At 53.9% G+C, this 21,882-nt stretch carries 17 protein-coding genes; 8 read left to right on the top strand and 9 right to left on the bottom strand.

What is annotated here, in order from left to right; all coding sequences use genetic code 11:
• The first annotated feature begins 66 nt into the window (after nt 1–66).
• Genes AC097N_RS11385 through AC097N_RS11375 form a run of 3 tightly spaced genes read left to right on the top strand, consistent with a single transcriptional unit; the run spans nt 67 to nt 3,568 of the window.
• The gene (locus AC097N_RS11385; RefSeq protein ID WP_479581132.1) at nt 67–1,332 is read left to right on the top strand and encodes a phenylacetate--CoA ligase family protein; all 1,266 of its coding nucleotides are present in this window, start codon (nt 67–69) and stop codon (nt 1,330–1,332) included.
• Nucleotides 1,325–2,629, top strand: a complete 1,305-nt coding sequence (locus AC097N_RS11380) for a putative O-glycosylation ligase, exosortase A system-associated (protein ID WP_479581131.1) — start codon at nt 1,325–1,327, stop codon at nt 2,627–2,629. The genes AC097N_RS11385 and AC097N_RS11380 overlap by 8 nt, the downstream gene beginning before the upstream one ends.
• A gap of 3 nt (nt 2,630–2,632) precedes the next feature.
• The gene (locus tag AC097N_RS11375; RefSeq protein ID WP_479581130.1) at nt 2,633–3,568 is read left to right on the top strand and encodes a polysaccharide deacetylase family protein; all 936 of its coding nucleotides are present in this window, start codon (nt 2,633–2,635) and stop codon (nt 3,566–3,568) included.
• 142 nt (nt 3,569–3,710) lie between these two features.
• Here AC097N_RS11375 and AC097N_RS11370 read toward each other — a convergent pair whose 3' ends face one another.
• The 4 genes from AC097N_RS11370 to AC097N_RS11355 all read right to left on the bottom strand — a co-directional run bounded on the left by AC097N_RS11370 (nt 3,711) and on the right by AC097N_RS11355 (nt 8,832).
• Nucleotides 3,711–4,697 (bottom strand): hypothetical protein, encoded by a 987-nt coding sequence (locus tag AC097N_RS11370; RefSeq protein ID WP_479581129.1) that lies wholly within the window; start codon nt 4,695–4,697, stop codon nt 3,711–3,713.
• 46 nt (nt 4,698–4,743) lie between these two features.
• Nucleotides 4,744–6,237 (bottom strand): MBOAT family O-acyltransferase, encoded by a 1,494-nt coding sequence (locus AC097N_RS11365; protein ID WP_479581128.1) that lies wholly within the window; start codon nt 6,235–6,237, stop codon nt 4,744–4,746.
• A gap of 109 nt (nt 6,238–6,346) precedes the next feature.
• The gene (locus tag AC097N_RS11360) at nt 6,347–7,876 is read right to left on the bottom strand and encodes an asparagine synthetase B family protein (protein ID WP_479581127.1); all 1,530 of its coding nucleotides are present in this window, start codon (nt 7,874–7,876) and stop codon (nt 6,347–6,349) included.
• Between the two features lie 41 nt (nt 7,877–7,917).
• On the bottom strand, nt 7,918–8,832 hold the full coding sequence (locus AC097N_RS11355; RefSeq protein WP_479581126.1) for a hypothetical protein: 915 nt from the start codon (nt 8,830–8,832) through the stop codon (nt 7,918–7,920).
• A gap of 85 nt (nt 8,833–8,917) precedes the next feature.
• On the opposite strand from AC097N_RS11355, the gene AC097N_RS11350 reads away from it, so the two are divergent.
• The 5 genes from AC097N_RS11350 to AC097N_RS11330 all read left to right on the top strand — a co-directional run bounded on the left by AC097N_RS11350 (nt 8,918) and on the right by AC097N_RS11330 (nt 16,480).
• The gene (locus AC097N_RS11350; protein WP_479581125.1) at nt 8,918–12,100 is read left to right on the top strand and encodes a VanZ family protein; all 3,183 of its coding nucleotides are present in this window, start codon (nt 8,918–8,920) and stop codon (nt 12,098–12,100) included.
• A 72-nt stretch (nt 12,101–12,172) separates the two neighbouring features.
• Nucleotides 12,173–12,601, top strand: a complete 429-nt coding sequence (locus tag AC097N_RS11345) for a hypothetical protein (RefSeq protein ID WP_479581124.1) — start codon at nt 12,173–12,175, stop codon at nt 12,599–12,601.
• A gap of 135 nt (nt 12,602–12,736) precedes the next feature.
• A complete protein-coding gene (locus tag AC097N_RS11340) occupies nt 12,737–14,179 on the top strand; it encodes a lipopolysaccharide biosynthesis protein (protein WP_479581123.1) in 1,443 nt (480 codons plus the stop codon).
• A 154-nt stretch (nt 14,180–14,333) separates the two neighbouring features.
• Nucleotides 14,334–15,380 (top strand): hypothetical protein, encoded by a 1,047-nt coding sequence (locus AC097N_RS11335; RefSeq protein ID WP_479581122.1) that lies wholly within the window; start codon nt 14,334–14,336, stop codon nt 15,378–15,380.
• A complete protein-coding gene (locus tag AC097N_RS11330) occupies nt 15,377–16,480 on the top strand; it encodes an acyltransferase family protein (RefSeq protein ID WP_479581121.1) in 1,104 nt (367 codons plus the stop codon). The genes AC097N_RS11335 and AC097N_RS11330 overlap by 4 nt, the downstream gene beginning before the upstream one ends.
• A 29-nt stretch (nt 16,481–16,509) precedes the next feature.
• Here the strand turns inward: AC097N_RS11330 and AC097N_RS11325 are convergent, their stop codons facing one another.
• The 5 genes from AC097N_RS11325 to AC097N_RS11305 all read right to left on the bottom strand — a co-directional run bounded on the left by AC097N_RS11325 (nt 16,510) and on the right by AC097N_RS11305 (nt 21,882).
• Nucleotides 16,510–17,565, bottom strand: a complete 1,056-nt coding sequence (locus tag AC097N_RS11325; protein WP_479581120.1) for a class I SAM-dependent methyltransferase — start codon at nt 17,563–17,565, stop codon at nt 16,510–16,512.
• The gene (locus tag AC097N_RS11320) at nt 17,552–18,682 is read right to left on the bottom strand and encodes a glycosyltransferase family protein (protein WP_479581119.1); all 1,131 of its coding nucleotides are present in this window, start codon (nt 18,680–18,682) and stop codon (nt 17,552–17,554) included. Before AC097N_RS11320 ends, AC097N_RS11325 begins: the two co-directional genes overlap by 14 nt.
• A 58-nt stretch (nt 18,683–18,740) precedes the next feature.
• Nucleotides 18,741–19,625, bottom strand: coding sequence for a hypothetical protein (locus tag AC097N_RS11315; RefSeq protein ID WP_479581118.1), 885 nt, complete (start codon nt 19,623–19,625; stop codon nt 18,741–18,743).
• Nucleotides 19,626–19,713: 88 nt separating this feature from the next.
• On the bottom strand, nt 19,714–20,556 hold the full coding sequence (kdsA, locus tag AC097N_RS11310) for a 3-deoxy-8-phosphooctulonate synthase (RefSeq protein WP_479581117.1): 843 nt from the start codon (nt 20,554–20,556) through the stop codon (nt 19,714–19,716).
• Between the two features lie 18 nt (nt 20,557–20,574).
• On the bottom strand, nt 20,575–21,882 hold the full coding sequence (locus tag AC097N_RS11305; protein WP_479581116.1) for a 3-deoxy-D-manno-octulosonic acid transferase: 1,308 nt from the start codon (nt 21,880–21,882) through the stop codon (nt 20,575–20,577).

The following is a 21,882-nucleotide window of genomic DNA, read 5'->3' as shown; positions in this document are numbered from 1 at the left end:
ACGTCCTTTGTTTCAAAGCTTTTGTTCCCACTGCATGAGCAACTAAAGCACCATGATTCGGTCGCCTTGCGGCGCCAAATGGAAGACGTGCAGTGGTGGCCGGCTGATCGCCTTGCGGCTTTTCAATTGCAGCGCCTGCGTGATTTGTTGCAAGACGTGGCCGCCAATGTGCCGTATTACCGAGACCTGTTTGCGCAGTTGGGCTTTGATCCCGCCAGCGTCCAAAGTACCGCCGACCTGCAGCGCCTGCCGTTTCTCACCAAAACGCTCATTCGCGCTAACACCGACGCGCTCAAGCACACCCGCGCGCGGGGCCTGGCGCGCTTCAACACCGGTGGCTCCTCCGGCGAGCCGCTCATTTTTTACATTGGCACCAAACGCGTCAGCCATGATGTGGCCGCCAAATGGCGAGCCACCCGCTGGTGGGGTGTTGACATTGGCGATCCCGAAATCGTCGTTTGGGGCTCCCCCATTGAGCTTGGCAAGCAAGACCGCATCAAGTCCGTGCGCGACAAACTCCTGCGCACCCAGCTGCTGCCCGCATTTGAAATGTCAGAGGCCAAGCTTGACCAATTCATTGCCACCCTGTGCGCTGTCAAGCCCCGCATGTTGTTCGGCTACCCGTCGGCCCTTGCTCATATTGCCAAGCATGCGGCAAAACGCGGCGTGGACATGACAGACCTGGGTGTCAAAGTGGCCTTTGTGACTTCTGAACGCCTGTATGACGAACAGCGCAGCATCATTGAGCAAGCTTTTGGTTGCAAGGTGGCCAATGGCTATGGGGGGCGGGACGCTGGCTTTATCGCACATGAATGCCCGGCAGGCAATATGCACTTGACCGCCGACGACATCGTGGTGGAAATCGTCAATGAAGTTGGCCAGGTGCAGCCCTCGGGCGTGGCAGGTGAGATTGTTGTCACCCACCTGTCTACCAACGACTTTCCTTTTATTCGCTACCGTACCGGCGACATTGGCGTGCTGGGCACCACCCCATGCAGTTGTGGGCGCGGCCTGCCGCTATTGCAAGAAATCCAGGGCCGCAGTACCGACTTTGTGGTGGCCGGAAATGGCACGGTAATGCATGGCTTGTCGTTGATTTACATCTTGCGTGATCTGCCGGGCGTGCATTTCTTTAAAGTTATTCAGGAATCTCGCGCGCTCACTCGCGTACAGTTGGTCACTAATGAGGCCTTTGCATCAGACTCCATAGCCAAAATTGTCACTGGTTTCAAGCAACGCCTGGGCGCTGACGTGCAGGTTGTCGTTGATCTGGTTGACAACATCCCTGCCGAAAAATCCGGCAAATTCAGGTACATCATCAGCCATGCGTGACATTCTGGTTATTGCCATTGTGATGGCTGGTGCGCTGGCCGCTTTGCGCCGCCCCTGGATTGGCATCATGCTGTGGACCTGGCTCAGCATCATGAATCCGCACCGGTACACCTATGGCATTGCATATGACGCACCGCTTGCTGCCATTGCTGCAACCAGCGTGGTGCTGGGCTTGCTGATGACCAAAGACAGAGAATCCCCATTCAAGGCCAGTCCGGTCACTTGGTATGTGCTTTTCATGCTCTGGATGACATTTTCGTGGTTGCTTGGGTTTGACCCGACGGGTGACTACGAGCAGTGGAAAAAAGTCATGAAAATTGACGGTTTCATTGTGTTGTCTTTGGTGCTGTTGCGTAGCAAACAGCATATTTTCGCTTTGATGTGGGTGTGTGCGGGTTCATTGGCTCTTCTGGGAATCAAGGGTGGTTTTTACACAATAGTCAACGGGGGCGGTGGCCAGGTGTGGGGCCCGTCAGGCTCGTTGATCGCTGATAACAACGAGTTTGCTCTGGCTCTGGTGATGACGATTCCGTTGGTCCGATTTTTACAACTGCAGCTTCAGGGACGTTGGGCTCGTCATACCATGACGGCGGTGATGGTCTTATGTGCGGTGGCGGCGTTAGGCTCGCAATCCCGTGGTGCACTATTGGCAATTTCGGTTATGGCCTTTTATTTTTGGTGGCATGGTAAAAACAAGCTTGAAGTTGGTGTCGCGTTGTTGCTGGTCGCAATCCCGTTGGTGTTGTTTATGCCGGACAGCTGGTCAGATCGAATGTCCACAATTGGCAACTATGAAGAAGATGCATCTGCCATGGGACGTATCAGTGCCTGGTGGAGCGCTTGGAACAGTGCCTTCCACTACCCGTTTGGCGTTGGATTCAACGCTGCGCGGCCAGCGTTGTTTGCCTTGTATTCCCCTTATCCAACTTCAGTCCACGCGGCTCATAGCATTTATTTCCAAGTGCTGGGTAATCATGGTTTTGTGGGTTTGTTTTTGTTTTTAGGTATTTTTATTGCCACTTGGCGGTCAGCGGGTTGGTTACGTAGTCAAAAATTTTCCAGCTCAGACGCAAAATGGTGCAATGACCTTGGAACCTTTTGCCAAGTGTCGCTGGCCGGCTACGCAGTGGGGGGCGCTTTTCTGAGTCTTGCTTACTTTGACTTGCCTTATGACATCATGGTCATGGTGGTTTTGACTCGTATCTGGGTTGAAAAAAAATGCTGGCTCACCGAGCCAACTTATTCGCCTGGCTGGAAGACTCTTCCCGGCTTGGCTACGCGTACTCAAGACGGTTGATCGATGTTTAAACAACTTCTTGGCTGGGCATCCCCCGTCGGTCCCAAGGCTCGACTGTCTGTTTTAATTTTTCATCGCGTGCTGCCCGAGCCAGACCCACTGTTTCCAGATGAAATGTACGCAAGCCGTTTTGACGAATTGTGTGGTTGGCTGGCTGTGTGGTTCAACGTGCTGCCACTGGACCAAGCTGTGCAGCATTTGAACGCGGGCACTTTACCAGCTCGTGCGGCCTGCATCACATTTGACGATGGCTATGCTGACAATTACCAAGTTGCCATGCCCATTCTGCTGCGCCATGGGTTAACCTCCACTTTTTTCATCGCAACCGGTTTTCTGGACGGTGGTCGCATGTGGAACGACACGCTTATCGAGGCGGTTCGCCGTTGTCAGGCAACACTGCTTGACTTGTCTGAATTGGGTTTGGGTCGCCATCCGCTAGGCAGCATCGCAGTTCAGCAAGCCGCCATTGCATCCCTGATTACTCAGATCAAATATCGTCCAGTTGCAGAACGTGTCAGCCTCACTGAAGCAATCGCAAGGCTTGCCAACGTGCAACTGTCACAGAACCTCATGATGACTTCCTTAGAAGTCAAAGCCATGCGCCAGGCCGGTATGCAAATTGGCGCACACACCGTGTCACACCCCATTCTGGCAAGGCTTACGGATAATCAGGCTCGGGAGGAAATTGGCAACAGCAAGCAATTTTTGGAGCAGCTGCTGGATGAGCGCATCGGCTTGTTTGCCTATCCCAACGGCAAACCAGGCGAAGACTACTCGCCACAAAGTGTGGAGGTTGTGCGAAGCCTGGGCTTTGATGCTGCCGTCAGCACCCAGTGGGGCGCCTCATGCATGGACGATGACCCCCTGCAAATCAAACGTTTCACCCCTTGGGATAAAACACGGCTGCGGTTTGGGGTAAGGGTTCTGAGAAATTTATAAGCATGGCATACGCAAGCAGCTATAAAAAAGGTCGTGATTATGGATTCCCGCGCGGCCCCCACAAGGACAAAAAATCCTTACTGAGAGTCGCGTAGCGACGTGGCAATCCACGCCATTCGTTCCGCACTCATACCAATCACACCTATTGCTGCGTCAGCGACTTTGCCGCCGCCTGTGTGATCAATTTCACGCCTAACGCATTCAAATGCCCATCGTAGGGGCCAACGTCGAGTTTGAGGTGTGACTGGGTGAAATGTGCTTGAAACAGTGGTTCGGTGTCAACCACGATGGCACCGGCGGCACGTGCATGCTCAATAAACTTGGCACGTGATGGATCTGGTTTCAATTGGCCTGTAAACAGTGCATCGCGGTCACTGTCAATCACGATCACCAATTTACCTGTGACATACGGTTTGATACGTTCAAAGAATACAGAGGACACCACATCAACAAAAGGTGCTACATCAATAGTAGGGTTTGTTAGCCCAGTACCCGTCGCGAAACCCTTGCTGTGCACAGGTGGGAACGCCTGTCGCCATAGCTTTTGTGGGCTGAATTTGAGTTGCCCAAACACATACTGTGCCAATGCGGAATGCCGAAAGATTCGTTTTGCTTCGCTGGAGGGAGGGATTTTCTCAATGCGTGGCCCAAGTGTTTTAGGGTCAAGGCATCGCGCGTTGATGTTGCCCGACCCGCACAGTGATTGCTTGATATCGCCGCGCTCCATCAGCACCACAAAATCTCTTATGCCAAACTTTTCGTGCGCAAAGCGAATGCGCTCTGCATAGTCAAGCAGTGCTGTGCCTGGGTTGCCCATGGCAAACACTGGCCGTGAACCCATGGCGTACTCAAGTTGTGGGCCGGGCCGGTCTTTGGCTGTCAGCATGGACGCCTCAACAAAACTGTCACCGATTAATGCCACGGCTTCTTCGTTATGTGAAAAATCACGACTGGCCACGTAACCAAAGTTGTTTGCCTCAAGCCGTTGAACATTGCGCAGGTCCCATCCGGTGGCATCGGTCCACTGATGGTGTGGCGGGTAAGTCAGGATCAGTGGGTCGATGTAATAGCCTGTTTCGGTCGATGTGGACACTGGCAGCAGGTGAAACAACAACTCCAGCAACAACAAGAAGCCACCCACACCGCTCAACCACAAAGAAAAGGTTCGCATCATGTCAAAAATTGAAGTAGATGAATGCGCTGACCGACGTACGCATGATGTTCATGACCAGCAGGAATGTGATGGCTGCGGCACTGGCGCCCGCAAGGATCGTTCTGGCCGTGACATGTGATTGGCACCACCGGAGCACATAGTCGCCAATGCGGTTGCTGTTGGGTGCCAGGCACGCCAGGGCGCCAAGCGCACCGCACCACAGGCCACCCACGGCCAGACTCAAACCGGCATTCCAAAGCAGGACATGCGTTTGTGAGCTGCGAGCATCAAGGGTCATGGCCTGCAAAATCTTGCCCGCGCCGTCCAGGGTCTCGGCGCGAAACAAAACCCAGGCCACGACCACCGCCAGCATGGTCAGCAGCCACGCGACCAAACCAAACAGTCGATTGCGGTCAAGCCGCTCGGTCAACACCGGGCCACACAGCGCCCTGAATCCGTGATTCACCCCCAGATAGAGTCCATGCAGCCCCCCCCAAATGATGAATGACCAGCTTGCCCCGTGCCACAAACCGCCTAAGATCATGGTGGCCATCAGGTTTGCGTAGCGCCTGATCAAGCCCTTGCGGCTACCGCCCAGCGCAATGTACAAATAGTCGCGTAGAAATTGAGACAACGACATATGCCAGCGCCGCCAGAAATCACTGATGTTGGTTGCACGGTACGGTGAGTTGAAGTTAAACGGCAGGCGCACGTTGAACATCCACGACAAGCCAATGGCCATATCTGAGTAACCTGAAAAATCAAAGTACAACTGCAGTGTGTAGGCCACTGCACCTAACCAGGCTTCAGCAAAGTCTGGCGATACACCTGCATCAGCCGCGTTGAAAATGGCATCCGCGTATGGGCTGATGCCATCTGCCAGCACAATCTTTTTGATCAAGCCCAAGGTAAAAATGGCCAGTCCGGCAGTGAAGTTGCCGACATTAAGTCGGTAGGTGCTTGCATCTCTGAACTGCGGCATCATCTGTGCGTGGTGCAGCACTGGCCCAGCAATTAAATGCGGAAAGTAAGTCACAAACAAACCGTAGTGCACAAACTTGTATTCCCTGACACCTTTGCGCCATGCATCAGCCAAAAAAGCAATTTGTGTGAAGGTGAAAAACGAAATGCCAATGGGCAGAATCACCCGTCCAATGTGCCAGTTGAACCCCAGCGCAGCATTCAGGTTGTCAACAAAGAAGTTGGCATACTTGAAGTAGCCCAGCAGCATCAGGTTGGCCGCCACCCCCAAAACAAGCCAATGCTTTGACTGCGCACGCTTGTCGGCGTTACCCGTGTCAACCAGTTTCGATATCTTGCTGCCAACCAGAAAGTTGCCTGCAATGGAGCCGAGTAACAACACAGTGAACTCCGGTATCCAATAACCGTAAAAGAACACCGACGCCGCAAACAACCACAGTGCGGCCGCCGCATGGCTGCGTCGTGCAATGCCAAAGAAGCCTGTCAGAACGACTGGCAGAAACAGGCAGATGAAGGTGGCGGTGGTGAAGAGCACAGGTGAAGAAATTTATAAGAAATAAGCCTCTAGCCCATGTATGACGTGCGTAAGCAGCTATAAAAAGTATAGTAATTAAGGGCAGTCGCGCTGCGCTCGCAATAACGATTCAGGTCATCCTGAAATTCGGAGCCTTGGCCGCTAACCATTGCTCCAGCATCATCAAAATCCACACCATCTCACCAAAATACCCGGGGTGTTCTGGCAGGCGTTTCGTCAGCAAGGTCTTGATGAAGTCAGTGCGAACTATGCCGCGCTTGGCCAGGCTGTCCAGTGATTCGGTGGCGAGCGCTTTCAGTGCCGGGTGGGTGTTGGCCCACACGCCAAAGGGCAGGCCAAAACCCTGCTTTTTCTTGGTCAAAATTTCATCCGGCAAAAAGCCGCGCAACGCCTCTTTGAAGAACCAGCGCAGCTTCAGGCCCTTGAGCTTGTAGTCGGTAGGTAGCTTGAGTGAGAAATCCAACAGTCGTTCATCCAGCATCGGAAAGCCTACCTCAACCCCCGCGCAGTGGGTCGCCCCCATCACCTTCGGCAGGTCAATCTCGGCCAAGGTAAAGCGCCAGTCATAAGCCAGCTCTTGGTTAAGTGGGCTACAGTTTTGCGCCATTTGCCACACTTGGCGCTCCAGTTGCAGCGGTGCGGCCGTGTCAATCTGCGCCATGAATTCTGGTGTGAGAACTTCAGTGGGGCCCAAATGCATGATCAGGTTGTACATCTGCTGCCGGTCTGGCATGGGCACGCGGGCCTGTTCCACATAACTTCCTGCTTTACGCGTCAAGGCAAATTTGCTCGCCAGCCCCGTATTGAGAAGGGGTTCCAACAATGATTTTTGTAGCACACCGGGCACATGCTGGTACCACCCAAATACCCGCTGCTTGGCATAGCGACTGTTGCCGCCAAACAGCTCGTCGCCCCCGTCTCCGCCCAGTATTTTGGTCACGCCGTCTTCCCGGGCCATTTTGGCGCAGTAGTAAGAGGGCAGGGCAGAGGAGTTGCCAAACGGCTGGTCATAGTGTGCGGCCACCTTGGCAATGCCTTGTACCAGGTCGTCCGGCGTGACGTAATACTCGTGGTGCTCAGTTTTGAAGTGTTTGGCCGCCAGTCGGGCGAATTCCATCTCGTCATAGCCCTGCGCGTCAAAGCCAATCGAATAGGTGGCTGCGGGCTTGCCGCTGGCCAGGCCGATCATGCCGGCCACGGTAGAACTGTCGGTGCCTCCGCTCAAAAAGCAGGCCGGTTTGCTGCCATCCAATTGCGCCGCCACGGAGTCTTGTAGCAGCTGACGGAATTCACCCTTGAGTGAGTCAAAAGATGGGCTGTGCGGTTCCTCAAATTTGGGAACCCAGTTTGGTGTGACCTCGACTTGGCCGTTGTGCAGGGTGGCGGTGTGTCCTGGCGGCAGCCGATAAATGCCCTTGTAGATGGTGCGCGGCGAAGGGATGACGTGAAAGTACAGATAATCAAAAATCGCTTGCGGGTCAATCTGTGTCTGTGCATCGGCTAGCTCATCCGCCCGGGCCGCAAAGCGCAGTTGACCGTTGTCGATGCGGTAGCACAGGGAGTGCAGGGCGAAGCGGTCGACGCTCAGGTTGCCCTGCGCAATGTTGCCTGGGGCTGAGGGTGTTGGGGTCAGTGGCATAGAGGGCAGTGGGTACGGTAAGGGGCGGGTGGCGCTAGGCGCTACTGGATGCCCGAATTATCAGGGGTGTTGCTTCGGTGGTTGTTTTGATAGAGGCCTGGCCCGGCAGCCTCCAGCGAGCCGTGGCCTAACAGCACGTTGCCAATGGCCTGTATAGCGTCTGCCCCGGGTGCCACCCGTAAAAATACACCATGTGGCAGCGGGTTGACCAGCCTGTTGTTGACCAGATAAAGCGCGTTGTGTGGCCACTTGTAGCCCTCGGCGCCGTATGAGATCAGGTGCTGGTTTTCAGTGAGGGCGCTTTGCGCAATGGTGTTCCCCACCACAAAGGCCATGCCGCCGTTGGGAAACTCCAGCTCGTAACTGGCCGTGCCGTCTTCGCCGTCAATGAGCCGGCTGTTCACAATGTGGCTCACCGCGGCCCGGCTTTTCAGCAGATGGCCACTGTGTGCATGGTGAAAATAGCAGTCAATCACGGTCAGCCGGGCAATCTGCCCGGCATACAGGTTGTGGTTGTGTCCATCGGGCCGCTGGTTGTAGGCAAACTCGCAGTTGTTTGCTTCCAGCACGGTGTTCGGGTCGTTGTTGGTCAGCAGTCCCATTTCGTTGTACCTGAAGCGGCAGTTGTCTACCCGCAGCGAGCCCGTTTCCAGCCGAAGGCCCGCGCCATTGCGGCTGGGCACGGCTGCGCCCTCAAAGTCAAAGCCTTCCACCCGCATGCGGTTGGCGCGCACCACCCAAATGCCTTTGCCTTCCGCCGCCGCGCCTTGCGCCAGCAGGCGCACCCGTCCACCCGCGGCGCGGATGGTGATGTCGTCTTGCTGCCATACGGCCACGTCGGCCACATAGTCGCCAGCATCAACCTCAATGACGGCGCCAACCCTTGCCACTCTTGCGGCGATAGCTATGGTTTTAATAGCTCGCTGGGGGCCAACTTGCAGCATCAAGCGTGCCATGGATTGCCGCTGTTCGTCCGCAATGGCGAGACGGTCGGCGGAGTTGCCCGGTTAATATCGTCTACATACGGACCAACGCACAGCCATGACCCAACAGCTTCAGCACACGCGCACAAGCCACTCAGTGGTCGCATGGCTGTTTGTGCTTTACGTGCTGTTTGTGGTTTACGGTAGTTTGGTTCCATTGGCATATGTGGAGCGCTCGCTGGCAGATGCGGTTCACGCATTCAAGAATATCCCATTCCTGGTGCTGGGCATTGAATCGCGCGCCGACTGGGTCGCCAATGGCGTGCTTTACGTACCTGTTGGATTTTTGACGGCAGCATGCCTGACGCAAGCCTTTTCAAAAATACCTCGCGTCCTTTTGTTTGTCATTGCCGCTGCTTTTTCAATGGCGCTGGCCATCGGCGTTGAATTTACCCAGCTTTTCTTCCCCCCGCGCACGGTTTCTCTCAACGACATCATGGCCGAGTGCATCGGCAGCCTGATCGGGTTGGCACTGGCCGCAAGGTTTACAGGCTGGCTCCAGGCGTTGCTGGCATCATTTTTTGGTGATTCAGAGCGGCTTAAAACGCGCGCATTTGAAGGCTACGCTTTTGCCTATATTGCTTTTTCGCTTTTTCCTTACGACTTGTTGCTGTCGTGGCCTGAGGTGTTGGCAAAGATGGGTTCGGACAGTTGGGGTTGGTGGCTCGCTGGCAACAGCCCCCGGCCCATGTTGCTGGGTCTGCAGTTGCTGGCAGAAGCCGTCTTGACGCTGTCATTTGGATTTTTGCTGGCGCGCTTGAGCGAGCCCCGTGCGGCCAGTCTGAAAAAAGCGCTGCTCATGGGCGCAGTGCTTGGCGTTTTCATTGAAGTGGCGCAATTTTTCATCGCTTCGGGCATCTCGCAAGGCATGTCTGTGTTGACGAGGGCGTTTGGCCTAAGCTGTGGCGTGGCGCTTGCCCGCCACAGTGTCCGTTGGACTGCAGACACCATTGCCACTGTCTTGCGGCGCTATACGCTGCCGTTAGCCGCCGCTTATTTGTTGGCCATGCTCGAAATCAATGGCTGGCTAACGACAAACTGGCAGGGCTTGCGCTTTGCCTCAGGGCAGCTTGAGCAAGTCAGCTTCATTCCCTTTTATTACCACTACTTCACCACTGAAGCCAAAGCGCTGTTCAGTCTTGCAGCCGTGAGTTTGTCGTATGCGCCGGTTGGGGTGCTGGCTTGGGCGCACCGCCGCTCGCCAGGGTTGGCGTTAGGTGTGGCCCTTGTGCTGGCAACTTGTATTGAATTGGGTAAACTTTTTTTGCCACTTTCGCACCCTGATCTGACCAACGTTCTTCTGGCCTGCGCAGCCAACTGGCTTACGGTGATATTCATCCCCCAGTTTTTTCAGAAAACACGCCAGCCGCTCATCAAAAGCACGCCTCTTGGTGCTGCCGTCGGTGCTACTGCATTTCGACGCCCCATTTGGCTGCTTGTTGGTTTGGCAATGGTCGGCGTTTGGGTTGCTGCTTTCCCAGTTTTCAACGCATTGGTTGGGTTGGTGCTTGCGACCTGTGTTGTTGTAGTGTGGTGTCGCCCAGTATTGGCGTTTGCCATCATTCCCGCAGCGTTGCCCGTGTTTGATCTTGCGCCGTGGAGTGGGCGATTTTTTCTAGACGAATTCGACGCCCTTTTGCTGGTTTGCCTCGCCGTGGCCTACAGCCGCGTGCCTGGTTCGTCGCACACCCAGGCAAGGCGTCAACAGCGGACTGATCTCATGCTCAAGCTTGTGGGTGGCCTTGTGGCGCTAAGTTTTTTCATCAGCGCCATTCTGGGTTTGCAGTCCATTGGCTTGCCAGACGCTAATTCATTCAATAGCTACTTCAGCCCCTACAACGCCTTGCGCGTAGTCAAAGGTGCGGCATGGGCGGCGCTGCTCATTGGCTTGTTCAGGCGGTTTAGGGCCTCAGGCATTGATGCACGCCGCCCCTTTGCCTGGGGCATGGTCGTTGGGCTTGGCCTGACGGTTGTGGTGATTGCCTGGGAACGCCTGGCTTTCAGCGAACTCTGGAACTTTACTGACGGCTACCGAGTTACTGGCGCTTTTTCGGCCAACCACACAGGGGGCGCTTACGTGGACTGCTACCTGGCTGCCGCCATGCCATTTTTGATGGTGCTTACCTTTGAGGCGCGGCGCTGGCCCACCCGGGTGGCTGGCGCCTTGTTCATGCTGGCGGCGACCTATGCCCTGATGGTGACATTTTCCCGTGGCGGCTATTTGTCGCTGGGGGTTGCCGTGGGCATCGTGCTGTTGGCTACGCTACTTAAAGCAAGACGACTTGTTCGGGGCGTGGTTATTTTGGCAGGAGCAGCAGGCGCCATGCTGCTGATTGCGCTACCCATCTTCACGGGCGGGTTTGTACAGTCACGGCTTGAAACAGCCGGTGCTGACATGACTTTCAGACAAGCGCATTGGCAAGATGCCCTCGCCATACGCGACCCCGACTGGGTTACCTCGCTCTTCGGCATGGGCCTGGGCCGCTTCCCTGAAACCAAATACTGGCGCAGCACCTTGCACCCCAAGGTCGGCACCTACCAGCTCAAAGCCGAAGCAGGCAACACCTACCTGCGACTGGACTCGGGTGACCCCATCGGCCTGGATCAATTTGTAGCGGTAGAGCCGGGGCAACACTACCTGCTTAAGCTGGACGTGCGTGCCAATCAGCCCGCTATAAAAATTACGGTCAACCTGTGCGAGAAATCGCTGTTGACCTCTGCCAACTGCGTCTCGCCCATGTTTGACTTGGGCAACGAGTCTGGTGCCTGGCGCAGCCTGGACGCGTCCATCGACACCAGCGCACTTGTCGCCCGACCGTGGTACCGCCAAAGACCCATCAAACTCACACTCAGCCACGCGGGAGCAGCATCAACAGTTGACATTGACAATGTCAAGCTGGAAACCGCACTTGGCACCAACCTGCTACGCAATGGTGACTTTGCGCAGGGTCTGGACCACTGGTTTTTTGCCACCACGGGTACGCTGCATGCGCACTGGCGCACGCACAGCCTGTTTTACGGCGTACTATTCGACCAGGGCTGGTTTGGGGTGGTGGCGTTGGGCGCTTTATTTGCGCTGGCGCTGGGCCGGGCTGCCCGAAAGGCTTGGAGGGGTGACGGGTTGTCGGTTGCCGCACTGGCCGGGTTAAGTGGTTTTCTGGTTGGGGGGCTTTTTGACACCCAAATTGACGCCCCTCGCTTCTTGATGCTGATGCTGCTGATGGCCTGGGCCTGCATCTAGCCTGTGCTAACCTAATGTCGGTTGCCTGCAGTCTGGTCGTCACTTGTCATATTTAACTATTGGAGAGTCACCATGAAAATTTGTTTGGCTATGAGCGCTGTTGTGCTTGCGTTTGTTTCTGGGCAGGCATCGGCGACCTGCGCTGAAGGCGCAGGCTGGAAGCAGATGAACGCTGCGGGCTCTGGTGGTAGTCTGGCCTTGAGCACATTGGCTGGAAAAACAGTGTGTGTAGGCAGTGCACCCACCTGGGATGCGCAAGAGTTTCATTCTGGTACAACCGGTGGTGACCTCATAGATTACAAGCGCGGTCCGGGTCACCCCATTGACCCCACGGGCAAGGTCGGCACATGGTCCATCGCAGGAAATCAGATCAACCACAACTATGGTCCTGCTGCCAACTACACCTATGACGTGTACGAAAAAACTGGTGCCTACAGCTTTTGCGTGGGTACCAGCGAAAAAGCCGCAGCCACCATAAGAAACAGCCAAGTGGGCTGCTGAAGCCACATAGCGCCGCGCGCTACACCAGTACAAGCCGTTTGGTCACGCCACGAGCTTGTTCAAATTTCACGGCAATGATCTTCAGGCTGAGGTTTGGGCGATCTTTATCGGCAAACAAATCTTGAACTTAACCTGATGTCCACTCGCAATTCGTTGTTCTTTTCATTTCTGGACCGTTATGCGAGTCTGGCGATCACCATAGTTTCTTCCATGGTGATTGCGCGCCTGCTCACGCCCGCAGAGATTGGGGTGTTTTCAGTCACGGTAGTGCTCTTGTCTTTTGTCACCACTGTTCGGGATATGGGTGCGGGTCAATACCTTGTGCAAGAAAAAGAGCTGACCACTGAACGCATTCGCGCCGTATGGGCTGTGCAGTTGGGCCTGGGCCTCGGGCTGGCGTGTGTGGTGATTCTGGCAAGCTACCCGGTAGCACTGTTTTATAACGAACCGCGCATGCGCAACGTGATGCTCGTTGTGGCTTTGAACTACGCCATCAATCCGTTTGGTTCTCTTACTTATGCGTGGCTAGTACGTGAAATGCGTTTCGACAGCATCGCGATCATGCGGTTTTCATCAGTCTTGTCTGGGGCACTAGTTACAACTTGGTTGGCCTGGCAGCAATTCGGCCCCATCAGCCTCGCCCTTGGGTCGCTCACTTCTACCGTTGTGAACGCGTTGGTTGCGATTTATTTTCGGCCCAGACATTTTCCCTGGCTACCTGGCATACGTGAAATCAAACGTATTTTGTCTTTTGGCTCAAAACTTACGGCCAGCACACTCGTATCTGATCTGTCGACCAGCGCCCCCGAACTCTTCCTTGGTAAATTAGACAGTCTGACCGCGGCGGGACTTTACTCCCGTGCGGCCGGTTTGGTGCTGATGTTCTATCGACTTTTTGTAGATGCAGTCGTTGCAGTCTGCCTCCCGTGGTTTGCCAAGCAATCCCGGGAACAAGGTAGTTTTGTTGAGCCCTTTATCAAAGCCACTTCATACATCACTGCCTTGGGTTGGTCATTTTGCCTTGCAATTATCTTCTTGGCTCAACCCATTATTCGCGTGCTTTATGGAGATCAGTGGGATCAGTCGGTTGATCTGGCACGGTTGCTTGCATTTGCAATTGCTTTGAATGTGCCGGCTTCACTTTGCGGCACTGCTTTGTTATCAACTGGCGCCGTAAATCGCATTGCCAAGTTGACAGTCATTTGTTCCTTGCTGAGCATTATGTTTGTCGCCTTGGGTGCTTCACTGGGGTTGATGGGTTTAGGTGTTGCCATGGTCGTGTCTGCAGGCGTGACATCTGTTATTTGGCTGTGTGCCACCTCCAAACATATTGGATTCAGGCTGCGCGACACTGGGCAAGTCTTGCGTCAAAGCGCAACCGCTGCTTTGTTTGCAGCTATTGGGCCTGCCATTGCGTTTTGGGTATACGGCCCTTATCCTGAGGTACTTTTGATGCCTTTGCTTGTAGGTGGTATTGGTGGTTTTGCAGGTTTTTTCATGGGAATCATGGTTTCCGGGCACCCATTGCAAGTCGAGATTATGAAAATTTGGAAAACTATAAAACTAAACTTAATGTGATTAAGTCGCAGATAATTTTTGGATGCCCGTGCCATGCCAGTTGCTTGATTTGCAAATAATGATCTCAGGTAGCGCACGCTCACAAACTGTCCGCTGGGTGGTGCCCGTGATCAACCCTCGGCGCGCCAGTCTGCGATATCGCTGTTTGTATCCGTTGAGTGAACTGGCCCGTCGTGGTTGTGATGTGGGTATCTGGCGCGAGGATGAGGATTTAAACGGATCACTGACTCTTGTGTTTGACGCATGGACACTGTTCACAACAACGAATTCATTAGCCACGACCAACGCCATCGTTGAACTGGCAGCAGTAGCTAAAGCGAAAGGTGTGCGCATCATCCTTGACAACTGCGACAACCAATTTGCTAACTCAACGGCATCCCCTGAATGGGGCGAGGGTTTAGAGCGCTTATGCCGGCTAGGCCACATGGCTGATGTCATCGTCACCTGCTCCTTGGCTTTGACCATGGAGATGCAGCGGCATCTGGATAGCCGGGCTCGATATGTCGTCATAGATGACCCAATTGAGGAGCAGATTGTGTATCCGGACGATACGCTTCTCAGGACGCTGCTTAGTCCCAAACAAAAGCTGGCGTGGCTTCGTGCGCTGAGGCTTCGCCTTACCTTGGCGCGTGATCAATTAGCCGGACGCACACAGTTGGTTTGGTTTGGCAGCCACGGCAACCAGTTTGCACCGGGTGGTATGAGTGACCTTCTGCCGCTACGTTCGTTACTAGAGAGGGTATCCGAGTCGCATCCAATTTCACTCACTATCATCAGCAACCAGCGTCAGAAGTTTGAGGTCAATTTTAAGGACTGGAGCATTCCAACGCATTACCTGGAATGGGATCGCATCACATTTTTGAGTGCGTTGCGGATGCATCAAATATCCGTCATCCCCTCGGTAGACAACGCCTTTACGCGCTGCAAAAGCAGCAACCGTTTGACTCTGTCTATTCACCACGGTTTGTCCGTGGTGGCAGACCCGATTCCCAGCTACATGTCTTACGGCGATGTCGCTCGAATTGGCAACTGGGAGCGTAATCTTTGTGAACTACTGGCTGATGAAAGGTGTCGTAAATCGGACCTTACCAGTTGTCAGAAAACTGTTCGCGCGAGGAACAGCATTGCCGCAGTCTCCGCTAAATGGGATGACCTTCTTTTTTCGGTATTGCCAGCGCCGGGTGGTGGTGACACGAGATGAATAAAATTACGTCTGTTTATCTGGATCTGGTGCGCTTTCTTGCTGCTGTAGTTGTGCTACTTGTGCACGCGCGCCACGAGCGTTTTACCAGTGGTTGGTTGTTGCCATTTAAGAATTATGGGAATGACGCAGTGATGGTCTTCTTCGTACTTTCTGGCTTTGTGATTGCCTACTGCGTCGACCAAAAAGAGAAGACTTTTGCTGACTACGCTATCAGTCGGCTATCGCGGTTGTATTCAGTGGTGATACCGGCGTTGCTGTTGACGGTTGTACTTGATGTGTGGGGTTCTTCGGTCGATCCCTTGATCTATATGGCATCCTGGTTTGATCGCCCGGCACTCCGGTTTATGACCAATCTCTTCTTTCTCAACCAGCTTTGGTTCGCGGATATTGGTGCGTTTTCAAACGCGCCATTTTGGTCATTGGGCTATGAATTCTGGTATTACGTCATTTTCGGTGCTTTGGCCTTCACGACTGGCCTTAAGCGAATTCTGTTCGTGCTTGTGTCCGTCATATTTGTCGGTCCAAAAATATTGTTGCTGCTGCCTGTTTGGTTGATGGGCGCATGGGCTTACTCGGTGACAAGGCGTTGTGCATTGAAAATGGCAACAAGCCTGATTTTTTTCATTGGCAGCATTTTGGTTTATGTGGCCCTGAGAGCATTTGATTTGCCGTTGCGCTTGAGTTGGCACACCGCTGAGCTCCTTGGCGCAGATGTTTACGAACACTCACTCGCTGAGTCCAGGAATTTTCTGTTCAGCTACATTGCAGGGGTTCTGGTGACTGCTAACTTCATTGGATTCAGTTCCATGAGCAAGCATATTGTATTGAAGAAAATTCCCTTTGAGAGTGCTATTCGTTTTCTCGCCAGCTATACATTTACGCTTTACCTTCTGCATCAGCCCTTGCTTAATTTTTTTGCAGCAATTTTGCACAACGACCCGCGGGGCCCACTTGATCAGACTTTCTTGTTGTTGCTCACCATCATCGCGGTGGTCGCGGTGGGCACCGTCAGTGAACACAAGAAAGCATGGTGGCGGTCCTGGTTCGAAAAACTCTTTCAGCATGACCCATCAGTAGCGCATGTTGCATCCAAATAGTGGAATTCGACTTTTCAGCTCACAACGACTCACGCACCGGCCTTTGGTTTGCGAAATATAAAGAAAGCTAGATCGCCATCATTCGCATCGTTGATATTTCGTGTCTTATGACGAAATTCCTCCAATTCTTTTTCTGTAAATGGACTATCAACAGTGATCGTATTTCTTCCGTCAGGTCGCACTGCAGAAATGTCTCGTTTGTACAGTTCACTGCCCCAAAAGCAGACTGCTTCAGAATCGCAAATTATGTTTTCGTGAACAAGCCCGCAACGGACGCCAAGGGCCTTCATGCTTGCCTTCGAGGGTATTGCGAGATGCCTCGGTGCATCTAGGTGAAACCAACATTCACCGAACTCGCGCCAACCGTAGCCGTCAGCAATAGGGATGCGCACAATAACTGCACCCCCCGGTGCGCAGATATCGGCTGCAGCAGTCAGATAACGTGCCGGATCAGCCACATGCTCCAGTGAGTGATGGAACATCACCAAGTCAAATTGCCCTTTCAGGTCAAAGATCTCGCCTTTCGTGATCTGGAGATAAGGCTCTTTGATCGACTCTGAAATGAACGGATCAACTCCATAAAGATTCGTAAAGCCTTGATCGCGCAAGGCCCGCAAAAGCGCACCGCCTCCGCAACCATTGTCCAAAATCGCTGAAGAAGGCGTGACACCGGCCGCGCGAAACCAGCTCCATGGGAAGGTGAAGTAGTCAGTACCCAGACGCTGTATTAATGCGCCAAGCAGGTCGGATCCATTGATTTTGAACATGGACCGACGTGCTCGCAGCGTGCGACGAAGCCAGCCGATATTGCCTGACGTTTGACCAACGTTGCTTCCAAATGAGTAGTAGTGTGGTGGATAGAACCTCGACAGATCCGAAGGCACGCTGTTGATGCAAAGGCTTCCGCAGTCGCCGCATTCGAAATAAGTGAACTCGTCGCCCATGCCGAACTGACGTTCTTTTGCTTTGAAAAAACGTCGCTTGCCGACGCTATTGCAAATTCGACAAGGAATGTGTACTGCCTGGCGGGCGTGAGTCATCATGTCTGCTGGTTCAGCATGTTGATGTCCATCAAATGATGTCATTTCGTTCTCGCTCGCGATTTTGAATTGTGGTGAACTGTTCAATGGCTTTAAGCAACTGCTCAAGTGCTAACGATCCAGTGAACACGGTTTTGCAGAGGGTTTGTGCGCGTTGCAATTGGTTACGTCGAGTTGAAGCGTTTGATAGCAAATCATCAGCTACTTGAACCCAAGTCTTACCCGTGGTGAGCGTGATTGCCCTGTGGTCATGGCCAAGATGTGAATAGGGCGCTATATCCTCAGCGAGCGCAGGAGTGCCACTGGCTGTGTATTCAATAAATTTTGTGACGGTCTTGGACTGATTGAAGACATCCCGAACCAAGGGTGCCAATCCTAAATCCCAGCGCACTTCGTAGAGTGTTGTAAGGAAGTCGCTATAAGTAGATGTAAATCCGTACTGCCTAATCCGGTCGCCAAACTCATCTTTAAGAACATCCGGTGCAGGCAGCCCTAAAGTTTCAAAACGCAGGTTGGGACGTGCGCGCAAAAGCTCGGCGATTTGCGGTGTGATTGTCGCCAGGTCTCGTAAATGGGACGATGACCCCATGTATCCGATGGTTTGAACCCCGATGCTCGTCAGCCTGCGTTTGAACCGGGCAATACGTGAGCGCACTCCCCGTGCTGTCCAGCCGGGTACAGGCGCGTAGCAAACACCAAGAACAGTTTGGATGTCGTGCAGTGGATATCGTTTTGCGATTTGTGCAGCAAGGATGGGTGTTGAAGCGAGAATGCCGTCAGATGCAAGAATGCAGGCATCCAACTCTGACTTGTATGCGTCAGAGTAAGTCGCAGCATATTTCTGTCCGATATCTGACGGCAGTTTTTGCAACAGGTCGTCCAGATGAAAAAGAGTCAAGATCCCCAAAGACTTACAAAGTGACATCATGGCTTGACCGTGCGGTAAGACGTACCGGCTGAAGATGGCAGCCTTTGGCAGGTTTTCACTTGATTTGGCCTGAAGCATGGCCACCATCGCGTCGAATCCGATATCGGTGATTTCTTCGCTTGACCAACTTTCAAAGTGAACGTTCAAGTGCTTAGAAGCTGTTTGATTCGGCAACTCAAAGTTGATGATGAAAGTGGCGTTGCGGTGTTCAGTGAATAGCCAGAGCGTTGACATGCGATATTTTGGATGCATATCTAAAACTTATCCACCTGGAGTTCGCCTTGATTCATCATCAAATATATTTGGCTAAGCGCCAGCCAATTGGCATAGACTCCAAGGTCTTTTTTGTCGCAAGACGCAATGGTAATCTCATCTCGAATAGGTCAAAGCGTACGTCGCAGCAGAAGTTGATGTGGCGGCGCGGCACTGTGGTTGGTGTGCGCGGACTCACCGCATGTATGGAGCGTGCTGAGTTTAGGAACAAGACCAGTGTATTGGCTGCGTAGTTGGCTGACTTTACCGTTTGTACGTTGGCAATGTCGATCTCCGCTGGCAGTGTCGAGATTTTCACTGCATGTGGGTTGGGATACAGGTTTGTGGTGGCCTCGCAGATTTCTAGGTTGGAGCCAAAAGAGTCGTCATCTTCACTGCGGAAATACAGCAGCGCAGCAAACAGTTCTGAAGGTCGGTCCACATGTGGCCCACGCACGATGCGTGGCTGGCGGGTGTAGTTCAGATAAAACTGGCACTCCATGGAGGCATCAGCACCGTCGGCCAACGGGTCACCGCGCCCGCCTGGACGCATGCCAACGGTGAAGTCCTCAAGGCGATGCCCGGCTTGTTGCTCCAGGTCTGGTTTCAGCGCGCGCAGTTGTGGTCCGGCCAAGGCCACCAGTTCTTCAAAGAAGGCTTTGGAGGTGTGGTGTGTGAAGAACTCGCGCCACAACGGTGATACACGCTCATCAGCCACCACTTTGCAGGCTGGATAGTCAAACCAGGTGTCTTTGAGTGGACGGCCGTTCAGAATGATGGCATCAGCGGGAAACTGGTTTGAGAGTTGTTCGAAGATTGTCGGGTCAAGAGCCTCGGTAATTACCAGATGTGGATAGGGGTCTGTCACCAAGTCGGCTTTGGCGGCTCTGGACAAAATGCTGAGTGGATTTTTCTGGGGGGTCATATTGCTTCCCAAGAGATGTTGAGGATATTCAACGACGGTTCAAAGTCTCTCGGCACTGGTGCGCAAATCAAGTTGCGTTTGCGTGCGGTTAGGTAATGCGCAGCGGTGAAAAGGATTTCACTAAATCATCTAATGCCTTGAGTTGAGCCAGGAAGGGTTCCAACTGGTCAAGTGGCAACGCACTTGGACCATCGCACCTGGTTGAGTCAGGGGCTGGGTGTGCTTCCAAAAAGATACCAGCCAGCCCGACAGCCATACCGGCTCGGGCCAATTCAGCCACTTGCTGACGGCGGCCGCCAGAAGCAGTACCACCTGGGTCGCGCTGTTGCAGGGCATGTGTTACGTCAAAGATGATGGGCAGGTCGTCGCATACCTTCTTCATCACGCCAAATCCCAGCATGTCAACCACCAGGTTGTCATAGCCAAAGCAGGTGCCGCGGTCGCACAAGATCAGTTGATCGTTACCCGCTTCTTTGAACTTTTCAACGATGTTCAATACTTGTGACGGGCTTAGAAACTGAGGTTTTTTGATGTTGATGACGCACCCGGTTTTGGCTAGCGCCACCACAAGGTCCGTCTGGCGTGCCAAAAAAGCGGGCAACTGCAGCACGTCTACCACTTCAGCTACCAAAGGCGCCTGCCAGGGTTCGTGCACATCCGTGATCACCGGCACGCCAAATTCAGCCTTGACTGCCTCAAATATCTTCAAGCCTTCTTCCAGCCCAGGGCCGCGGTAGCTGTGGATGGATGAGCGGTTGGCTTTGTCAAAGCTGGCTTTGAATACATAGGGTATGCCCAGCTTTTGGGTTACACGCACATATTCGGCGCACGCGCGCAGGGCAAGCTCGCGCGACTCAAGCACATTAATGCCGCCAAACAGCACAAAGGGGCCGGTATTTGAGACCTGGATTTTGTCGTTTATGCAAATCAATTTATTTCTCCCTGCTTATCAGTTGTGCTGCGGCATCAAGGGTAGCAGCAGATCCAAGTGCCGGGCCACGGCACCGCGGGCCTTAGCTAAGGTTTGGTTGATGGCATGAACACTGCTGCGGTAATGGTCTGGGTTGTCGATCAGGGCAAGCCACGTGTTGGTCAACTGGGGCGCGGTAGTGGCCTCAAGCAGGGAGTGCGCGTCCATCAGCAGCCGGTAGACCGGGTAAGACGGGTAAGTGGTGTTCCATCCTGCCCCCACCGTCACGGGCCTGCAAAAGCCAAGGGGTTCCAGCACGTTGTGGTCTACGCCCACATGGGCCACGGTGGCTGCGGCATAAAAGTCGCGCAGCTCACCCATGGTGTCTAGCACCAGGCACGCGGTGTGATTATCAATGGGCGTGTCTGGCACGGTGGATTTAAAGACGCCTGGAAGGCTGCGCTGCATTAGGAAGTTGTGCAGGGTGTCCATGTGCTCGCCAACCTCTGGGTGGCGAGGAGCCAGCACCAGCAGTGCGTCTGAGTGTTGTTTGCGCACGCTCACAAAAGCGTCAAGCACCAGTTCTTGGTCGGCATAGTCGGTGATGCAGCCAGCAACAATTACCGGCCGTCCAGATTCAATGAGCGCGCCAAGCATGACCGGGCTGCGTGCTTGGGCTGGTGACCAGTCGCTGGAGGGCATGGCGTCAAACTTGATATTGCCAACCACTTCAACCCGGCCGGGGTCAGCACCTGCGGCAATCAGGTGTTGGCGAGTTTCTGCAGTTTGCGCGCCAATCGCGTCAAAGGCGCGCACGTAGTCGGCTTGGAACAAGCTACGCTCGATGGCATCCATGCGGCTGGCTGGTGTGTAGTGGTAAAGCCAGGCGTTAACCAAAACTGTGGCGGCGTCAGCTTGTTTGGCCTCAAGCAAAAAGGCAAATGAGAAGCGGCAAGGTGCGTCAGACGGCCAGCTGGGTATTTCTGCCACCACCAGCAGTTGCGGCGGGTAGTGCCGGGCCAACGTGGCAGCATCGGTGGCATGGCCGCGGGTGACACAGACTTCACCCGCAGGGTAGCGCGCCAGGTAGCTGTCGCGGTAGTGCGGGTGGTCTGTGATGAGTACCAGTTTGAGTTGGGGCAGACGGCCAACAATTTCGCGTAACAGGGGGTCGATGGCGTTGAGCTCGCCAATGGTTGACACAAATACCCAGAGCGATGCAAGTGGTTGTGCGGGCAGGACGAGTTTCAGGTGGCCAGCCGCGCTGTTGCCCTTGAGGTCGCTCAGACGCTCAAGCAGCCGGAATGCGGCCCATTTGATGTGGATGCCGAGGGCGATGTTCTTCAT

This window comes from Rhodoferax sp. LS1R11 (genome assembly GCF_056521395.1).
This window is presented reverse-complemented; position numbering and strand designations above follow the sequence as displayed.